General features: G+C 57.9%; 17 protein-coding genes. 9 read left to right on the forward strand and 8 right to left on the reverse strand.

The window, feature by feature from the left end; translation table 11 throughout:
- Nucleotides 1-116 precede the first annotated feature (116 nt).
- From crcB to JZI28_RS01695, 8 genes are all read left to right on the forward strand, one after another.
- Entirely contained in the window at nucleotides 117-497 is a 381-nt protein-coding gene (crcB, locus tag JZI28_RS01660; protein ID WP_295451059.1) for a fluoride efflux transporter CrcB, read from the forward strand.
- Nucleotides 494-1,540 carry an RluA family pseudouridine synthase gene (locus tag JZI28_RS01665; RefSeq protein WP_375699022.1) on the forward strand — a complete coding sequence of 349 codons (1,047 nt, stop codon included), beginning with the start codon at nucleotides 494-496 and terminating at the stop codon, nucleotides 1,538-1,540. The genes crcB and JZI28_RS01665 overlap by 4 nt, the downstream gene beginning before the upstream one ends.
- Nucleotides 1,537-2,205 (forward strand): HAD-IA family hydrolase, encoded by a 669-nt coding sequence (locus JZI28_RS01670; protein ID WP_375699023.1) that lies wholly within the window; start codon nucleotides 1,537-1,539, stop codon nucleotides 2,203-2,205. The genes JZI28_RS01665 and JZI28_RS01670 overlap by 4 nt, the downstream gene beginning before the upstream one ends.
- A gap of 3 nt (nucleotides 2,206-2,208) precedes the next feature.
- A complete protein-coding gene (locus JZI28_RS01675; protein WP_375699024.1) occupies nucleotides 2,209-2,913 on the forward strand; it encodes an ATP12 family chaperone protein in 705 nt (234 codons plus the stop codon).
- 229 nt (nucleotides 2,914-3,142) lie between these two features.
- Complete coding sequence (locus JZI28_RS01680) at nucleotides 3,143-4,159, forward strand: amino acid ABC transporter substrate-binding protein (RefSeq protein ID WP_295451048.1); 1,017 nt, start codon at nucleotides 3,143-3,145, stop codon at nucleotides 4,157-4,159.
- Between the two features lie 141 nt (nucleotides 4,160-4,300).
- Nucleotides 4,301-5,533, forward strand: a complete 1,233-nt coding sequence (locus JZI28_RS01685; protein WP_295451045.1) for an amino acid ABC transporter permease — start codon at nucleotides 4,301-4,303, stop codon at nucleotides 5,531-5,533.
- Nucleotides 5,534-5,536: 3 nt separating this feature from the next.
- Nucleotides 5,537-6,835: an amino acid ABC transporter permease gene (locus JZI28_RS01690; RefSeq protein ID WP_375699025.1), complete on the forward strand. Its 1,299-nt coding sequence runs from the start codon at nucleotides 5,537-5,539 to the stop codon at nucleotides 6,833-6,835.
- Nucleotides 6,836-6,865: 30 nt separating this feature from the next.
- Nucleotides 6,866-7,615, forward strand: coding sequence for an amino acid ABC transporter ATP-binding protein (locus tag JZI28_RS01695; protein ID WP_009810857.1), 750 nt, complete (start codon nucleotides 6,866-6,868; stop codon nucleotides 7,613-7,615).
- A gap of 71 nt (nucleotides 7,616-7,686) precedes the next feature.
- Here JZI28_RS01695 and JZI28_RS01700 read toward each other — a convergent pair whose 3' ends face one another.
- From JZI28_RS01700 to argB, 4 genes are all read right to left on the reverse strand, one after another.
- Nucleotides 7,687-8,115 carry a GNAT family N-acetyltransferase gene (locus JZI28_RS01700; RefSeq protein WP_375699026.1) on the reverse strand — a complete coding sequence of 143 codons (429 nt, stop codon included), beginning with the start codon at nucleotides 8,113-8,115 and terminating at the stop codon, nucleotides 7,687-7,689.
- A gap of 217 nt (nucleotides 8,116-8,332) precedes the next feature.
- Nucleotides 8,333-8,830, reverse strand: a complete 498-nt coding sequence (locus tag JZI28_RS01705; protein WP_375699027.1) for a histidine phosphatase family protein — start codon at nucleotides 8,828-8,830, stop codon at nucleotides 8,333-8,335.
- Nucleotides 8,827-9,519 (reverse strand): ferredoxin, encoded by a 693-nt coding sequence (locus JZI28_RS01710; RefSeq protein ID WP_375699028.1) that lies wholly within the window; start codon nucleotides 9,517-9,519, stop codon nucleotides 8,827-8,829. The genes JZI28_RS01705 and JZI28_RS01710 overlap by 4 nt, the downstream gene beginning before the upstream one ends.
- Before the next feature lie 129 nt (nucleotides 9,520-9,648).
- Nucleotides 9,649-10,509, reverse strand: coding sequence for an acetylglutamate kinase (gene argB / locus JZI28_RS01715; RefSeq protein WP_295451030.1), 861 nt, complete (start codon nucleotides 10,507-10,509; stop codon nucleotides 9,649-9,651).
- Between the two features lie 128 nt (nucleotides 10,510-10,637).
- Between argB and JZI28_RS01720 the strand changes: the two genes are divergently transcribed.
- Nucleotides 10,638-11,366, forward strand: coding sequence for an SDR family NAD(P)-dependent oxidoreductase (locus JZI28_RS01720; protein ID WP_295451027.1), 729 nt, complete (start codon nucleotides 10,638-10,640; stop codon nucleotides 11,364-11,366).
- A gap of 65 nt (nucleotides 11,367-11,431) precedes the next feature.
- Here JZI28_RS01720 and yihA read toward each other — a convergent pair whose 3' ends face one another.
- From yihA to JZI28_RS01740, 4 genes are all read right to left on the reverse strand, one after another.
- Complete coding sequence (gene yihA, locus JZI28_RS01725) at nucleotides 11,432-12,082, reverse strand: ribosome biogenesis GTP-binding protein YihA/YsxC (protein WP_295451021.1); 651 nt, start codon at nucleotides 12,080-12,082, stop codon at nucleotides 11,432-11,434.
- Nucleotides 12,082-12,831, reverse strand: coding sequence for an MOSC domain-containing protein (locus JZI28_RS01730; protein WP_375699029.1), 750 nt, complete (start codon nucleotides 12,829-12,831; stop codon nucleotides 12,082-12,084). The genes yihA and JZI28_RS01730 overlap by 1 nt, the downstream gene beginning before the upstream one ends.
- The gene (gene yidC, locus JZI28_RS01735; RefSeq protein WP_349376466.1) at nucleotides 12,828-14,636 is read right to left on the reverse strand and encodes a membrane protein insertase YidC; all 1,809 of its coding nucleotides are present in this window, start codon (nucleotides 14,634-14,636) and stop codon (nucleotides 12,828-12,830) included. Before yidC ends, JZI28_RS01730 begins: the two co-directional genes overlap by 4 nt.
- A 177-nt stretch (nucleotides 14,637-14,813) precedes the next feature.
- Nucleotides 14,814-16,358 (reverse strand): putative bifunctional diguanylate cyclase/phosphodiesterase, encoded by a 1,545-nt coding sequence (locus JZI28_RS01740; RefSeq protein WP_375699030.1) that lies wholly within the window; start codon nucleotides 16,356-16,358, stop codon nucleotides 14,814-14,816.
- Between the last annotated feature and the right edge of the window lie 34 nt (nucleotides 16,359-16,392).

Genomic DNA, 16,392 nt, shown 5'->3' on the forward strand with positions numbered 1-16,392 from the left:
CTCCCCTGTTTGGTTTTTTCTGGGCGAGTGTCCCAGTTGTTTGGATGTGAGGCAGGGGACGTGCTGCATAGCGGCTAAAACTTGACATCCTGTTCCGGTCGCGCCACAGACCCTTGATGATTTCAACGGTATCTCTGGTCGCCCTTGGCGGCGCCTGCGGAGCGGTGCTGCGCTATTTGACGGGCCTGGGTGTTTTGCGCCTGGTTGGCCATCAGGAGTTTCCGCTCGCCATTATCTCGGTGAATGTGATTGGCTCCTTTTTGATGGGGGTCTTTGTGGTGGTGGCGGCCCAAAAAGGGGTGACTCACCTTAGCCCCTTGGTGATGACCGGCTTTCTGGGTGGTTTTACCACCTTTTCGGCTTTCTCGCTGGAGACGGCCAATCTGATTGAGCGTGGCGCCCTGGGGCAGGCTGCGGTCTATGTTTTGCTTTCTGTTGGCCTGTCGGTTGGCGGATTGTTTTTGGGCCTTTGGCTCGCAAGAGGAGTGTTCGCATGAGCGGCGTACAGATGATTACCGTAGCCGAGGCGGATGACGACCAGCGGATCGACCGTTGGCTGCGTCGGTTGTTCCCCCATGTGAACCAGGGCCGGATTGAGAAGATGTGCCGCAAGGGCGAGCTGCGTCTGGATGGCGGTCGGGTCAAGGCCAATACGCGGGTTGCAGCCGGGCAGGTGGTGCGGGTGCCGCCCCTGGCGGAGTCGGATTTGAAACCGGCAGCCCCCCGTGTGGCGCGGATTTCCGAGGCCGACGCCAAGATGATCCGGGGCTGTGTCATTTACAAAGATGACGATGTCATCGTGCTGAACAAACCGGCGGGTCTGGCGGTGCAGGGGGGCAGCGGCACCACCAAGCACGTCGATGGCTTGGCGGATGCCCTGCGCTTTGATGCAGAAGAAAAACCCCGTCTGGTGCATCGTCTCGACAAGGATACCTCTGGTGTTCTGGTGCTGGCGCGCAACCGGCTGGCGGCCAAGTCGCTGACAGCGGCCTTTCGCCATCGCAACACCCGCAAGATCTACTGGGCGCTGGTTGCGGGCGTTCCGACGCCCTACCTGGGCGAGATCAAGGCAGGTCTGGTCAAGGCAGGCGGACATGGCGCCGGCGGGGAGGGCGAAAAAATGATCGCCGTGCATCCCAATGAGATCGACAGAACCCCAGGCGCCAAGCGGGCCCATACCTATTACGCCACCCTGTACCGGGTGGCGGGTCGGGCTTCTTGGGTTGCGATGGAGCCGGTCACCGGGCGCACCCATCAGCTGCGGGCACATATGGCAGAGATTGGCCATCCGATTATTGGCGACGGCAAATACGGTGGCTCGGGTCAGGAAAACCTGGGCGATGGCTGGGGGGCTCAGCTGGGCGGTGTGATCAGCAAAAAGCTTCATCTGCACGCCCGTCGTCTGGTGTTTGAACACCCAACCACCAAGAAAGACATTGTGATGACGGCTGAGCTTCCGGATCACATGAAGGAGAGCTGGGAGACCTTTGGCTGGACCGAAGACCTGGCGGCAGATGACCCGTTTGAGGGGCTGATGTGAGCGCAGACCTGCGGCTGATCCTGTTTGATGTGGATGGAACTCTGGCGGACAGTCAGGACGCCATCGCAGCGGCCATGCGCTTTGCCTTTGAGGGGCAGGGGCTGGCGGTCCCGGCGCGGGCTGAGATCCTGTCTATTGTAGGATTGTCACTGCCTTTGGCGATGGACCAGCTGGCGCCGAGCCACCCTTCAGAGGTGCGGGCGCGGTTGGTCGCGGGCTACAAGCAAGCTTATATGGACAAACGGCTGGCGCAGGGAGCAGGGCATTCGCCGCTGTTTCCGGGCGCTGCCGAAGTTCTGGCGCAGCTACATGCGGTGCCAGAGTATCTGCTTGGGGTCGCGACGGGCAAATCACAACGTGGATTGGATGCCTTGATTGCCGCCCACGGGTTAGACTGTTTTGTCACCCGGCAGGTTGCGGATCACCATCCCTCCAAACCGCACCCGTCGATGATTTTGACCGCTCTGGCTGAAACCGGTGTTGAGCCAGCAGATGCGGTGATGATCGGTGACACGAGTTTTGACATTGATATGGGGCGCGCTGCTGGCGTCCGTACCATCGCAGTTGACTGGGGCTATCACCCGGCGGCTGAGCTGGGGGCGGATCATATCATCAGCAGTTTTGACCAGTTGGCGCCCTTGTTGCAACAGATCTGGAAGACATGAGAGATGAGTGATTGGAAGCAAAAGCGGTTCTGGAAAGAGGTCTCTGCGGTCGAAGTTGATGGCGGATTCTCGGTTCGTCTGGATGGGCGCGGGGTAAAGACCCCTGCGAAGGTTTCCCTGACCCTGCCCAGTCTTGAGATGGCACAGGCGATTGCTGCGGAGTGGGATGCGCAGGTGGAAGGGATCAATCCCGAAACCATGCCCTATACCCGCTCGGCCAATGCCGCCATTGATAAGGTCACGAATCAGCACGCCGAAGTCGCCGACATGCTGGCGGATTATGGCGATTCGGACCTGTTGTGCTACCGCGCGGACAGCCCGCAGGAGCTGGTGGCGCGTCAGGCCGCGCATTGGGACCCTGCCTTGGATTGGGCCGAAGATACCCTGGGTGCGCGGCTTGAAACCCGCCAGGGCCTGCTGCATGCGCGGCAGAATCCTGCGGCCCTGTCGGTCTTGCGCGATGCGGTTCACGATCTGAACAATTTCCAACTCGCGGCCTTTCACGACCTGGTTTCGATGTCCGGATCCCTGGTCCTGGGCTTTGCGGCTGCCCATAATTGGCGCACAGCGGATGATATTTGGCAGATATCGCGCCTGGACGAGACCTGGCAAGAAGAACAATGGGGTGTTGATGAGGAGGCGCAAGAGACTGCAGAGTTGAAGCGCGCCGCCTTTCTACACGCAAAAAGTTTCTACGACATTTGTTAAGAAGACAGCAAATTGCGAGACTGATCACTATTCAGAAATTTTGTATCTATTAGTGCAGAGTTCGCTATGCGGACATCGAAATTCATGATCACACACTTGACGTTTGTTGATGAATGCGCCCAAACTCCCTGTACGAATTGGGGTTTCACCCCAGTTCACACCATTTCCGGCACCTCTGTGTCGGGCAAAAAAACCACCACAATAGGTGGAAAATCAGGAAGAGGTAAATATGAAAAATACCGTAATTTTGGGCGCGCTGACCATTGCTGGTCTGTCTGCTGGTGCAGCTGCGGCTGGCACTCTGGACGACGTCAAAGCCCGCGGCAAACTGAACTGCGGCGTCACCACCGGTCTGGTGGGCTTTGCGGCTCCAAATGCCAGCGGCGAATGGGAAGGCTTTGACGTTGCCGTATGTCGCGCTGTTGCAGCCGCTGTACTGGGCGATGCCACCGCTGTCGAATTCGTGCCAACAACCGGCAAGACCCGCTTTACCGCGCTGGCGTCTGGCGAAATCGACATGCTGGCCCGGAACACCACCTGGACCTTTTCGCGCGATGTTGACCTGAAGTTCGAATTCACCGGCGTGAACTATTACGACGGTCAAGGCTTCATGGTTCCTAAAGAGCTGGGTGTTTCCTCGGCCAAAGAACTCGATGGCGCCACTGTCTGCATTCAGACCGGTACCACCACCGAGCTGAACCTGGCGGACTTCTTCCGCTCGAACAACATCTCTTATGAGCCTGTTCCAATCGAAACCAACGCTGAAGCACAGCAGCAGTATCTGGCTGGTGCCTGCGACGTGTACACCACCGATGCCTCCGGTCTGGCCGCAACCCGTGCCACATTCGAAGCACCTGATGCACACACCCTGCTGCCCGAAATCATCTCCAAAGAGCCTCTGGGCCCGCTGGTTCGTCATGGCGACCACGAGTGGGGCGACGTTGTGCGCTGGACATTGAACGCGTTGATCGCAGCTGAAGAGCTGGGCGTCACTTCGGCCAACATCAATGAGATGGCGGCTGGCACCAACAACCCTGAAATCAACCGTCTCTTGGGCACCGAAGGTACCCTGGGTGAGATGCTTGGTCTGTCGGCTGACTGGGGCAAGAACGCGATCGCTGCTGGCGGTAACTACGGTGAAGTCTTTGCTGATAACATCGGTGAAGCAACACCTATCGGTCTGGCACGTGGCCTGAACGCACAGTGGACCAAAGGCGGCCTGCTGTACGCGCCTCCTTTCCGCTAAGATCCATTTAGGAAGGGGCGCAGGATATCCTGCGCCCTTTTTCCTTCTGACACTATCCAACCAAAAAACGCTTTAGATCTGACACGAGCGGGGAACCAACCCCGCCGAACGGTAGATCTATGAGCTACGGGGATCACTTTCATGTCAACTCTCACTGACCCACCGCAGGAGCAGTTCCGGCTCTCCATGCTGGTCAACGATACCCGCTATCGATCATTGACCTTCCAGGCGATAGCCGCCTTGGTCCTGGCCTTGGCCATATGGTACCTGGGCAATAACCTCATTCAGAACCTGCGCGCCGCTGGCCTGAACATTTCCTACAGTTTTCTGGGCGATCGGTCTGGCTATGACATCGCTCAACGTCTTATCGAATATGACAGCCAGTCCAGCCATGCCAGCGCCGCTGTTGTGGGTATTCTCAATACGCTTCTGGTGGCCTTCTTAGCCTGTATCACGGCGACATTTTTTGGTGTCATTGCCGGTGTTTTGCGTTTGTCGAACAACTGGTTGGTGTCAAAACTGATGGCCGTCTATGTTGAGATCTTTCGCAACATTCCGGTGCTGATCTGGATCATCATCATTTTCACCATCATGACGGCCGTTATGCCGGGTCCACGCGATTTTCGTGGTGCAGACCCATCTTCCAGCATGGTGTTTGACCTCTTTGCCTTTACCAACCGCGGCGTCTACACCCCGATGCCATTGTTCGAGAGCGGGCTGTTTGCCTCCGCTGCCTTGAACTGGCTATTGGTTCTTGCGGTTCTGGTTGGATCGTTTTTTGTGATGCGCATGGTGAACGCCAGTGCAACCCAAAAGCAGGAAGCAACGGGCATTCGTCCCAACACCCTATTTGTCAACTTGGCGGTTTGGATTGTTCCCTTTGCCCTGCTGATGCTTGTGATGGGACTGACCTGGGAAGTCCCAGAGCTGAAGGGCTTTAACTTTAAGGGCGGTATCAAAATTGGTGGCCCGCTGATCGCATTGTGGTTCGCGCTGTCGATCTATACCGGCGCCTTTATCGCGGAAAACGTCCGTGCTGGCATCCAGGCGATCTCAAAAGGCCAGACCGAGGCGGCTGCGGCCCTGGGTATGCGTCCTGGCCGGATCATGAACCTGGTGGTTCTGCCCCAGGCTTTGCGGGTGATTATCCCGCCGCTGATCTCCAACTTTCTCAACATCACCAAAAACTCTTCGCTGGCGATCGCCGTGGGCTATGCGGATATCACCGCAACACTGGGCGGGGTTACCCTGAACCAGACCGGGCGCGCGATTGAATGCGTGCTGCTGCTGATGCTGTTCTATCTCACCGCATCCCTGATGATTTCTATGGTGATGAATGTCTACAACGCCTCCGTTAAGCTGAAGGAGCGCTGAGCCATGAGCGATAAACAAAACAATCCGATTGCCTTTGTCGCCACAAGCGTCATTCCAGAATCGCCGCCGCCTGCGCGTGATACTGGCGCCTATAAGTGGGTGCGCGAGAACCTGTTCTCAAACATCCCCAACAGTATATTGACGCTTCTTTCCTTTGCCCTGCTCTATTCCCTGCTCAGCAATACCCTACCCTGGATGCTGAACGGAATCTGGACCACCTCTTCGCTGGCTGAGTGTCGCGAGATTCTGGATGGTAAGTCTGGCGCCTGTTTCTCGGTCCTGACTGAGCGCTGGAATCAACTGCTCTATGGGTTCAAATACCCCACAGACCAATACTGGCGGCCAAACCTGGCGCTGGTCCTGTTGCTGATCGCCTTGGCACCGGTGTTGTTCTTTGACCTGCCGCGCAAGCTGTTGGCCTTTACCGTTGTTTACCCCTTCCTGGCCTTCTGGCTGATCTGGGGCGGCGCCTTCATGGTGCCTGTTGTTGCCCTGGTTGGTTTTGCTGTTGCTGCGGTTGTGTTTCAGTACCTTGGCAAGAGCAGCTTTGCAGCGGGGTTCTTTGGGTCCATCGTTGCGGCCCTGGTGATCTGGAAAGTCGGCGGGATGCTCATTCCTGAAGGCGCGTCGGACACGGCGATGCTGTCGGCAGTGCCCTCGCGGGATCTGGGTGGCTTTATGCTCAACATGATGCTGGGCGTGACCTGTGTGTCCTTGTCGGTGCCGCTGGGGATTGCCCTGGCTTTGGGGCGTCAGTCCTCGATGCCGCTGATCAAATGGATCTGCGTGGTCTTTATCGAGTTCGTGCGCGGCGTGCCGCTGATCACACTGCTCTTTGTGGCCTCGGTGATGCTGTCCTACTTCTTCCCGCCGGATGCATCTGTGGATCTGTTCCTGCGTGTGGTCATCATGATCACCCTCTTCTCAGCGGCCTATATCGCCGAAGTGATCCGGGGTGGCCTCGCGGCTCTGCCAAAGGGGCAATATGAGGCCGCTGACAGTCTGGGTCTGGATTACCCGCAGGCAATGCGTTTGATCATTCTGCCGCAGGCCCTGAAGATCTCTATTCCGGGTATCGTGAATGTGGCCGTTGGCCTGTTCAAGGATACCACGCTGGTGTCGGTCATTTCGATGTTCGACCTGGTGGGAATGATCCGTGGTCCTATTCTTGCCTCGACCGAATGGAACGGCGTCTACTGGGAGCTCCTGGGCTTTGCAGCGCTGCTGTTCTTCATCGTTTGCTACGGCATTTCTCAATACTCTCAGTGGCTCGAGCGTCGCCTCGCCACTGGTCACCGATAAGGAGGCCGGACAATGGCTGACACTTCTCAAATGCAAGTCTCTGACGAAATCGCGATCACCATCAACCAGATGAACAAATGGTACGGGTCGTTTCACGTGCTGCGTGACATCAACCTGACCGTCAATCAGGGGGAGCGGATCGTGATCTGTGGTCCGTCCGGGTCGGGTAAATCGACCCTGATCCGCTGCATTAATGCGCTGGAAGAGCACCAGCAGGGCTCGATTGAGGTCGATGGGACGCTGCTGTCCAATGATCTGAAAAACATCGACAAGATCCGGTCCGAGGTTGGCATGTGCTTCCAGCACTTTAACCTGTTCCCGCATCTGACCATTCTGGAAAACTGCACGCTGGCGCCGATCTGGGTACGTAAAACACCCAAGAAAGAAGCCGAAGAGCGGGCGATGCATTTCCTGGAAAAGGTGAAGATCCCGGATCAGGCCAACAAATACCCCGGCCAATTGTCGGGTGGTCAGCAGCAGCGTGTGGCCATTGCCCGCTCGCTTTGCATGATGCCACGGATCATGTTGTTTGATGAACCAACCTCGGCGCTGGATCCAGAGATGATCAAAGAGGTGCTCGACACCATGATCGAACTGGCAGAAGAGGGCATGACGATGCTTTGTGTGACCCACGAGATGGGTTTTGCCCGTCAGGTGGCGAACCGGGTGATCTTTATGGATGCCGGTCAGATTGTGGAGCAGAACGAGCCGGAAGAGTTCTTCAACAATCCACAAAGCGAACGGACCCAATTGTTCCTGAGCCAAATCCTCGGCCACTGAGTGTTGAGAGTAAACTGAGATAGAGTGGCCCCCCGGTTTTCCGGGGGGCCTTTTCTTTTCCGCCATAAAGGTCAGGCGGCGCCGAAGTGCATGCGGATTTCGGGATGGCCGAAGAAGCCATTGATCCGCTCTTCCTCTGCGGTGAAACCGTAGCTTTGATAGAAGTGACACCCGATAGAGTTCTTGGTAAAGACATCAAGTTCGAGATATCCTTTGCGTGCAACGGCGCGATCCATCAGCGCGCGTCCGATGCCACGTCCGTGAAACGCTGGGCGTAGAAACAACCCGCCGACCTCGTGGTCGATCAGTGAGATGAAACCGACGGGCGCACCTGCGACGTCGGCCATGTAGGTTTCTGCCAAATCCAGGAAATGGTCGCGGATCATGACTTCTGCCTGATCCGTGGCCTCTGTCGTCAGAAACGGATGGGCGAGTGCACTGGCTTCACGCCAGATGGAAAGAACAGCGGGTTTGTCCACTGGAGTATAGGGTCTGATCATGTCAGGCATGTCCATTGAAGAAAACTGCGTCTTACGCAGTTCGGAAAGTTGAGAAAGACGAAGCACACAAAACCGGTGCCGTTTCATGTTGAAAACGGCCTGAAGTGGTTTTGAACTGTGCAGCGGTGCCGAAGGCACCATCCTCAACGGGACATAAAATCTCCAGTGTAGATATGCGGATGACTATATCAACAGCATGCCTTTAGCCAGAGCGAATTCAGGTCACCAGCAATTCACGCGGGACGATGAATTCAATCACCCTGCCGCTACTCCAGGTCAGATCCGCCCAGGTGTCGATGTCAAACTTGGCGATCAGGGTTGCGCCGGTTGGATAGTCGTCAAAGCGGGTATGATCCGCAGGGTAGTTTACAATGGCATGGGCAAAGGCCGCTATCCCCGGATTATGGCCCAAGATCATCGTGCGCGAATGTGATGCTTCTTTTAGCACCTGAAAGATGATGTCAGAGCTTGCGTGATAGAGCCGTTCGGTAAAGACCGCAGGCGCCTCAATGCCGGTCAGGTGATAGGTCTCCCGCGTGCGTTGAGAGGACGACGACAGGACCTGTTGCGGCAGTTCGTTTGTTTCTCGCAGCCAATTCCCAAGCGCCCTGGCAGAATCCCGCCCCCGACTGTTCAGCGGGCGAGAATGATCGCTAGGGGCGTTGCTGTCCCAGGCGGATTTTGCGTGACGGGTCAGGATCAGGGTACAGGTCATGACGGGTGAAAATACCTCATGTGATGTGCGGTTTGTTCAATGGGTCGTCCAGCCCCCTGGCTGAGGGGACATGCGCACCGGGCGCGGCATCCCTGCGTCATGCAGGCTACTCCGGCCGGGGTCTCTAAGTGGTGGTGACAGGCGGCCAGATCATAGGGGCCACCTTCAACCATGGCATCTGCCGGACATGACGTTAAACATGGCTGGGTTGTGCAGGTCGCGCAGGGAGAGTGTGCCAAAGGAGGAGGGGGGATGTCAAAGTTTTGGTCGAAGTGGAGCGCCCCCCGAAAGGAAATCAACATGCCTACCTCATCATGCACCATCATTTGTGACGGGGATGTGAAGGCCCGACCCGAAGCCAGAGCCCAGTCCACAAAGGGCGTATAGGGTGGACCCCCAAAGGGAAAATAGGCTGTGGCACCCAGATCTGCTGCAAGACTGCCAATCACGCGTGTTGACCAGCGATCCACAGGATCCGGTCTGGCCTCCAGATACTCGGGGGAGCGAGTGAAGATCGGCCAGTACGCCGCGCCGCAGCCCAATAGAAACAGGGTGCCATGGGACAGCCCCTTGACTGGGCGGTCGCCGGGGTGGAGCGCGCCATAGATCTGCAGGCCCGCAGCACGCGCGGCCTGGGCGATATCAGCGTAGCCCAGCTGTGGACCGGTCTTGGCCTGCTTAGGCGTCATGCTAACCTCCCGAGGCGTCTGCAGGGGAGGATAGCAGAATGTTGAGCAGGGGATGCGCAAAAACGGCAATACCGTTCAGATAGGCTGGCTTGCGCCGTTCTATTGGAGGCTGAAGGCGCGCTCCTAGGTTCAGGCGCGGATCATCGAGCCAGCGCCGTGATCGGTAAACAGTTCCAGCAGCACAGCATTCTTGACCCGGCCATCAACAATGGTACAGGCGCGCACGCCGGAACGAACGGCCTCCAGAGCGGTTTCTGTTTTGGGAATCATACCGCCAGCAATGACACCTTCGGCGGTCAGACGTTCCACATCCGCCGCTTTCAACTCGGTCACAACTTCGCCAGTTGCATCCTTGACGCCGGAAACATCCGTCAGCAGCAGCAGCCGGTCGGCGTTGAGCGCAGTGGCGATAGCGCCAGCTGCGGTGTCACCATTGATATTAAAGGTCTCACCCGCGCGGCCAGCCCCGATGGGGGCAATCACCGGGATGATGTCTTTTTCAAACAGATCATGCAGAACCTGTGGCTCCATCTGTACCGGGGCACCAACAAAGCCAAGCTTGGCATTGGCCTGATCGCAGGTGATCAGATTGGCGTCCTTGCCCGATAGGCCAACGGCGCGGCCTCCCTGGGCATTTATCGCCTGCACAATGCGTTTGTTGACCACCCCAGAGAGCACCATCTCCACCACTTCCATGGTGGCCTGATCGGTGACCCGCTTGCCGTCAACAAACTCTGACTGGATCTGCAGTTTGTCCAGCATGGCATTGATCATCGGCCCGCCGCCATGCACGATCACCGGATTGACCCCGACTTGGCGCATCAACACGATATCGCGGGCAAAGGTCTCCATCGCTTCATCGCTGCCCATGGCATGGCCACCCAGCTTGATGACAACAATGGCTCCGTCATAGCGCTGCAAATAGGGCAGGGCGCTCGACAGAGTTTCAGCAGTGGCAATCCAGTCGCGGTTCATATCTTGTTTCTTCATGGCTCGGGGTCCTCTTGGCGTCTGGTGTTACTTGCTTCTGGCACTGCTGCCAAGTGCGACATAGAGATTGCAGCTCCGGGCTGGCCTGATAGGGTCGCCTCACAGCTCAGAAAGATGGAATTTACGCCATGCGCCAAAAGACTTTGCTTCTGACCGGCGCCAGCCGGGGCATTGGCCACGCAACTGTGCGACGCTTCAGCGCCGAAGGCTGGCGGGTGATCACCTGTTCACGGCAACCCTTCCCCGAGGAATGCCCCTGGGGTGGCGGTGCGGAGAATCACGTGCAACTGGACCTGTCGGACCCTTCTGACACCATCAACGCGGTGGGCGTCATCCAAGAACGGCTTGGCGGGCAGCTCGATGCGTTGGTCAACAATGCGGGCATCTCTCCCAAAGGGCCCGAAGGTGAGCGGTTGAACACCCTGGACACCGACCTGATGACCTGGGGCAAGGTCTTTCACGTCAATTTCTTTTCCTCTGTGGTGCTGGCACGCGGGTTGAAGGACGAACTGGCCGCCGCCAAGGGATCAGTGGTCAACGTGACCTCGATTGCCGGCAGTCGGGTGCATCCCTTTGCCGGGGCCGCTTATGCTACGTCCAAGGCGGCACTGGCAGCGCTGACCCGCGAGATGGCCCATGATTTTGGCCCACTCGGGGTGCGGGTGAATGCCATCGCGCCGGGAGAGGTGGAAACCGCGATCCTGTCCCCTGGTACCGACAAGATTGTCGAAAAGCTCCCCATGCAGCGCCTGGGCCAGCCTGAGGAGGTCGCCGCGGCGATTTATTTCCTGTGCTCGCAGGAAAGCTCTTATATCTCGGGTGCGGAGATCGAAGTGAACGGTGCCCAACACGTCTGAAACCAGAAAGGGCCGTAAAATGCCCCCACAGAGGGGGCTAGGCGCTGCGCAGGCTGGTGGCCTGCCTATTCAAGACCGCAGATGATGGAGCGCAGGGTGGCGATGCCATCGCCTTTCTCCGAGGAGGTCAGCACGATCTCTGGATAGGCGGCGGGGTGGCGTGCCAGGGCCGTGCGGACCTGTTCAATCACCCGTTCACGATCCTTCAGCTTGACCTTGTCGGCCTTGGTCATGACGCACTGAAACGTCACAGCAGAGCTGTCCAGCAGGCTCATGATCTCTTCGTCCACATCCTTGACGCCGTGACGGCTGTCGATCAGCACAAAGGCGCGGCGCAGGGTCTGACGGCCACTGAGGTAGCGCTTGAGCAGCTTTTGCCATTTCTCCACCACCGCCAGCGGCGCATTGGCATAGCCATAGCCGGGAAGGTCCACCAGATAGAGCTCGGGGCCCTGGGTGAAAAAGTTGATCTCTTGCGTGCGGCCCGGCGTGTTGGAGGCACGTGCCAGGCCCTTGGTGCCGGTGAGGGCATTGATCAGACTGGATTTGCCAACGTTGGAACGGCCGGCAAAGCAGACCTCCATGCGGTCTGCATCGGGCAGGCCGGACATGGCCACCACGCCTTTGACAAACAGGGATTCGCCGGCAAACAGCTTGCGGCCCTTTTCTGTGGTGATCTGGTCAGGCTCTTCAGCGAGGGCGAATGGGATCTGCATCAGACAAGCTCCAGAGTATCGGTGAGGGCAATGTTCCCATCGCACAGCACCTTGGCACGAATGCCAAAATCAGTATGGCCCCAGTGGTCGCGCAGGGCCTTTAGGGTGTTGGCGTCGCGGCTGCCCGTGTCCGGGTTGGTTTCGGTTGCGCGACAGCGGGTGATGCGGTCGATCACTTCCAGACGCACTTCACCAATCTGCAACTGGCGCCCAACCCAGTCAAATTCCTCAAAGGGGGCAGCGCCGTCGATCCACAGATTGCCACGGAACCGGCGCGGGTCCAATTCCTGTCCCAGGGTTTCCACAAGTGCCCGCAAGGAGGCCAGTGACAGGATCGAGAGCGCCGAAAAATTGGCATCAGCCATGCCGCCTGCCGGGGCTGCAATCAAACTGTGTGGCTGTGGCCGCTCGGCCGGGTAGATCGGTCGCAGCCAATCCACCAGTTTCGCACCATCCGTTGCCGGGTCCAGGGTGATCTCACCCTGTTTTGGGTGACGGAGAGTGATTTTGTCGCCCTGTGTTTCGCCCTGTGTTTGGGCGGTAACGGCCATGAGTTCGGGACCGAAACAGCCGCGGGCAAAGTTGCGGCAGTGTTGCCATGCGCCGGTGTCTTCGGCGGTGCCAGTCAGCACAGCCCAGGCCCGGTCCAACGGCATAGGTCCGCCTGTCTCCAGACGGACCTGTGTCACTGATTCGGCCCCGATGCCTTTGATCGGGTGCCGCCACATTTGTTTGACAGTCGCTGTCATTCTTTCCCGGCCTTTGGCTTACGCTTGACGCTGGCTTTGATGTTGCCAAAAACGTCAGGCTTATAGCCGTGGCTGCGCATGATCAGATACTGCTGGCTAAAGGTGATGGTGTTGTTGGCGATCCAGTAGACAACCAGACCAGAGGCAAAACCACCCAGCATGAACATGAAGACCCAAGGCATCCAGGCAAAGATCATTTGCTGTGTTGGATCCGTCGGAGCCGGGTTCAGCTTTTGCTGCAGCCACATCGAGATCCCCAACAGCAGTGGCAGGATGCCGATAAAGACCAGCGCCATGATGCTATCAGGGGCCGGACCGTTAAAGGGCAGCAAACCAAAGAGGTTGAGCAAAGAGGTTGGATCCGGTGCGCTCAGATCCTGGAAAGGACCAAAGAAGGGCGCGTGCCGCAGTTCCAGCGTTACAAAAATCACCTTGTACAGCGAGAAGAAGATCGGGATCTGGATCAGGATCGGCAGACAGCCGGCGGCTGGGTTCACTTTTTCCCGCTTATACAGCTCCATGATTTCTTTTTGCTGCTTTTGGCGATCATCACCAGCGCGCTCTTTCAGCTTCTCCATCTCCGGCTGCAGCTCTTTCATCTTTGCCATCGAGGCATAAGATTTATACGCCAGCGGGAAGACCAGGATCTTGATCAGCACGGTCAGGGCAATGATCGCCCAGCCCATGTTGCCAATCAGCCCGTGCAGGAAGTGGAGAACTGCAAAGATCGGTTTGGTCAGGAAGAAGAACCAGCCCCAGTCGATGCTGTCGAGGAAGCCGGCAATGCCGCCCTTTTCATAGGCGCGGATGGTTGCCCATTCCTTAGCCCCGGAGAACAGCTGAGTGGTGACCTCGGATGTTTCGCCTGCGGCCAGGGTCATGGTCGGCAGCACCACGTCGGTTTGATAGATATCCCGACGTTCGTCATATTTAGCCGAAGAGCGGAACGCCTGGCCCGGTGCCGGGATCAGCGTCGACATCCAATAGTGATCGGTGAAACCGATCCAGCCGTCGCCTTCTACCTGTTTGATTTCGGAACGCGATCCGTCGCGGGGATCAATTTCAAAATCGGCAACATCGGAATAATCCAGCTCGGTCAGCTCACCGTCGGTCATGCCAACAATGCCTTCGTGCAGGATGAAGAAGTTCTTCAGGTCAGCAGGTTCACCGTGGCGCGCCAGGGTGCCATAGGGAGCCAGCGAAACTGTGTCGCCGGTGCCATTGGTGACCGATTGGGTGATCGCGAACATATAGTCCTCGTCCACCGCGATGGTGCGGTTGAAGGTCAAGCCCTTGCCGTTGTCCCAGGTCAGGGTGACGGGGCTGTCAGGTGTCAGCTCAGCACCAGCGGGGGCGGTCCAAAGAGTATTGGCTCCTGGGACGTCCTCAGCTGCCAGACCACTACCAGGTGCCCAGCCATAGAGGGCGTAATAGGCGCCTTGCTCTCCAACCGGAGAGAGAAACTGGACAATGTCCGGTGCATCAATGGTGACGCGGTAGTCTTTTAGGGCCAGGTCGTCGAGGCGACCGCCCTGCAGCGAGATGCTACCGGTCAGGCGATCAGATTCGATGTTGACGCGTGGCGCGTCAGAGACGCTGGCCTCTTCTGCAGGCTGATTGGTCGCAGCATCGGCTGCGACGGCTGCACTCGGCGTGCTGACGGGCCCATCTGCGGATGCCGTCTCAGTCGCCTGGACTTCGGGAGCCGGCGGGACCTCTGGGGGTGGAAAAAAGTACATCCACCCAAGAAGCACGAGGCTGCTGAGTGCGATTGCGAGAATGAGATTCTTGTTCTGGTCGTCCATTTGGGACTGCCACCTCGTGTAGGGAATGACAGGGTGTGGTTCAACAGAGAAGACCCCCAAAGGTCAAGCGGAATCACGGGAATCCGGGGCGGCAAAGCGCCCCGAAGCCAGAAAAGCGGTATTTCGCCAGTGATTAGCCGGTGATTAGCCGGTGATTAGACCGAGTCTAGATTGAGATCAGCGGGTGTTGCGGCCGATTTCCGGGGCTTCCTGCAGTTTCGCCTCGTGCGCGGTCATCCAGTCCAGTGTCTGGTCAAAGGGCATAGGGCGACCGATGCCAAAGCCCTGAACATGATCGCAGCCAAGTTGGGACAGCAGTGCATGCTCACCGACGGTTTCGACACCCTCCGCCAGAGTCTCAAGATCCAGACGTTCGGCCATGGTCAAAATGGCGGCGATCAGCTTTTGCTGGTCTGGGTCACGATCCGCCCGCAGTACAAATGAGCGGTCAATCTTGATCCGGGAGATGTTGAACCGGCGCACCGCCGAGATCGAGGCATGACCGGTGCCGAAATCGTCCAATTCGATGTGGCAGCCCAGGTCGCTGAGGGCCGCAATATTGCGGGTGACCACGTCATCGGGCCGGTCGGTCATGACGGTTTCCAGGATTTCAACCGAAAGACGCGCAGGCGGCAGGTTAAACCGTTCCAGTTCCCATTTGATATTCTCGGACAAATTGGGATTGCGCAGTTCCTGGGTCGCAAAGTTTACCCCAACGGCGGGCACTTTCAGCCCTGCGGCATCCCAGGCATTGAGCGCGGTCAGCGAATGATAGAGCATGACCTGGCTGAGCCGTTCCATCAACCCGGCTTCCTCCAACACGGGCAGGAATTTGCCAGGTGGGATCAGCCCGCGCACGGGGTGCATCCAACGGGCCAGGGCTTCAAACCCGGATACGCGACCCGTGTCTGTACAGATCTGTGGTTGGAACCAGGGCAGGATATGTCCAGCTTCCAGGGCTTCGGCGGCTTCCTCGCGTAGGCTGCCGCGGGCTTTGCTGCGCTGATACATGTCGGCGGAAAACACACGAATTCCCGACGGGCCGTTTTGCTGGGCCTCAGTCAGAGCCGCAGAGGCCGCTGTGGACCAGTCGGAGTATTCCCGGCTGGGGGCACGGGTGTTCAGGCAAAACCCGATCGAGCAAGAGGTATAGACTGTGGAGCCCCCCAGCGAGATCGGCTCTTCGACAGCGGCTTGAATACGCCCGGCCATCTGAACACAGGTTTCCAGATCCAATTGCAGCACCGGGGTCAGGCAGACAGCAAATTTGCTATCGCCAATCCGCGCAACGGTATCACCATTGCGCAGAGTGCTGGCAATGCGTTCGCCGCAGCTTTGAATAATCAGATCGCTTGCTTCCTGACCTTCGCGGTTGATGAGCTCTTTGAATTCATCAACTTCGATGTAGTAGAGCGCCGAGCGCAGCTCGGTGTTGCTGCAGTCATCGACGATGCGCTTCATTTCCAGCTCAAAGCCTTCACGCAGCATCAACCCGGTGACGCTGTCGCGCGGGGCAAAATTGCGGCCATGATTGGAGAAGGCTCCAAAAGCGGCAAAGATCAGCGGGATACCCAGTGCAACCCACAGCAGGGCCGCTTCACCACCGAGCCAAAAGGTTGCGAGGGTGAGGGCGGGTAAGAACGCGAGAATGGGAGGCGCCAAAAGCGCTGGAGCCAGTCTCGCCCGAATTCGGTTATAAAGACCGGAATTCGCTTTTGTCATGTTCAGACCTTTCGCCTAAAGCAGGGGTGCTTGG

Source organism: Pseudophaeobacter sp. TrK17 (genome assembly GCF_042192375.1).
Classification (GTDB): Bacteria; Pseudomonadota; Alphaproteobacteria; order Rhodobacterales; family Rhodobacteraceae; genus Pseudophaeobacter.

Bases quoted from the DNA above. Each gene is read 5' to 3' on its own strand.
- JZI28_RS01680 (WP_295451048.1), top strand. From the start codon at position 3,143: ATGAAAAATACCGTAATTTTGGGCGCGCTGACCATTGCTGGTCTGTCT.
- crcB (WP_295451059.1), top strand. From the start codon at position 117: ATGATTTCAACGGTATCTCTGGTCGCCCTTGGCGGCGCCTGCGGAGCG.
- JZI28_RS01705 (WP_375699027.1), bottom strand. From the start codon at position 8,830: ATGACCTGTACCCTGATCCTGACCCGTCACGCAAAATCCGCCTGGGAC.
- JZI28_RS01690 (WP_375699025.1), top strand. From the start codon at position 5,537: ATGAGCGATAAACAAAACAATCCGATTGCCTTTGTCGCCACAAGCGTC.
- yidC (WP_349376466.1), bottom strand. From the start codon at position 14,636: ATGGACGACCAGAACAAGAATCTCATTCTCGCAATCGCACTCAGCAGC.
- JZI28_RS01700 (WP_375699026.1), bottom strand. From the start codon at position 8,115: ATGATCAGACCCTATACTCCAGTGGACAAACCCGCTGTTCTTTCCATC.
- JZI28_RS01675 (WP_375699024.1), top strand. From the start codon at position 2,209: ATGAGTGATTGGAAGCAAAAGCGGTTCTGGAAAGAGGTCTCTGCGGTC.
- JZI28_RS01730 (WP_375699029.1), bottom strand. From the start codon at position 12,831: ATGACAGCGACTGTCAAACAAATGTGGCGGCACCCGATCAAAGGCATC.
- yihA (WP_295451021.1), bottom strand. From the start codon at position 12,082: ATGCAGATCCCATTCGCCCTCGCTGAAGAGCCTGACCAGATCACCACA.
- JZI28_RS01710 (WP_375699028.1), bottom strand. From the start codon at position 9,519: ATGACGCCTAAGCAGGCCAAGACCGGTCCACAGCTGGGCTACGCTGAT.
- argB (WP_295451030.1), bottom strand. From the start codon at position 10,509: ATGAAGAAACAAGATATGAACCGCGACTGGATTGCCACTGCTGAAACT.
- JZI28_RS01695 (WP_009810857.1), top strand. From the start codon at position 6,866: ATGCAAGTCTCTGACGAAATCGCGATCACCATCAACCAGATGAACAAA.
- JZI28_RS01740 (WP_375699030.1), bottom strand. From the start codon at position 16,358: ATGACAAAAGCGAATTCCGGTCTTTATAACCGAATTCGGGCGAGACTG.
- JZI28_RS01665 (WP_375699022.1), top strand. From the start codon at position 494: ATGAGCGGCGTACAGATGATTACCGTAGCCGAGGCGGATGACGACCAG.
- JZI28_RS01685 (WP_295451045.1), top strand. From the start codon at position 4,301: ATGTCAACTCTCACTGACCCACCGCAGGAGCAGTTCCGGCTCTCCATG.
- JZI28_RS01720 (WP_295451027.1), top strand. From the start codon at position 10,638: ATGCGCCAAAAGACTTTGCTTCTGACCGGCGCCAGCCGGGGCATTGGC.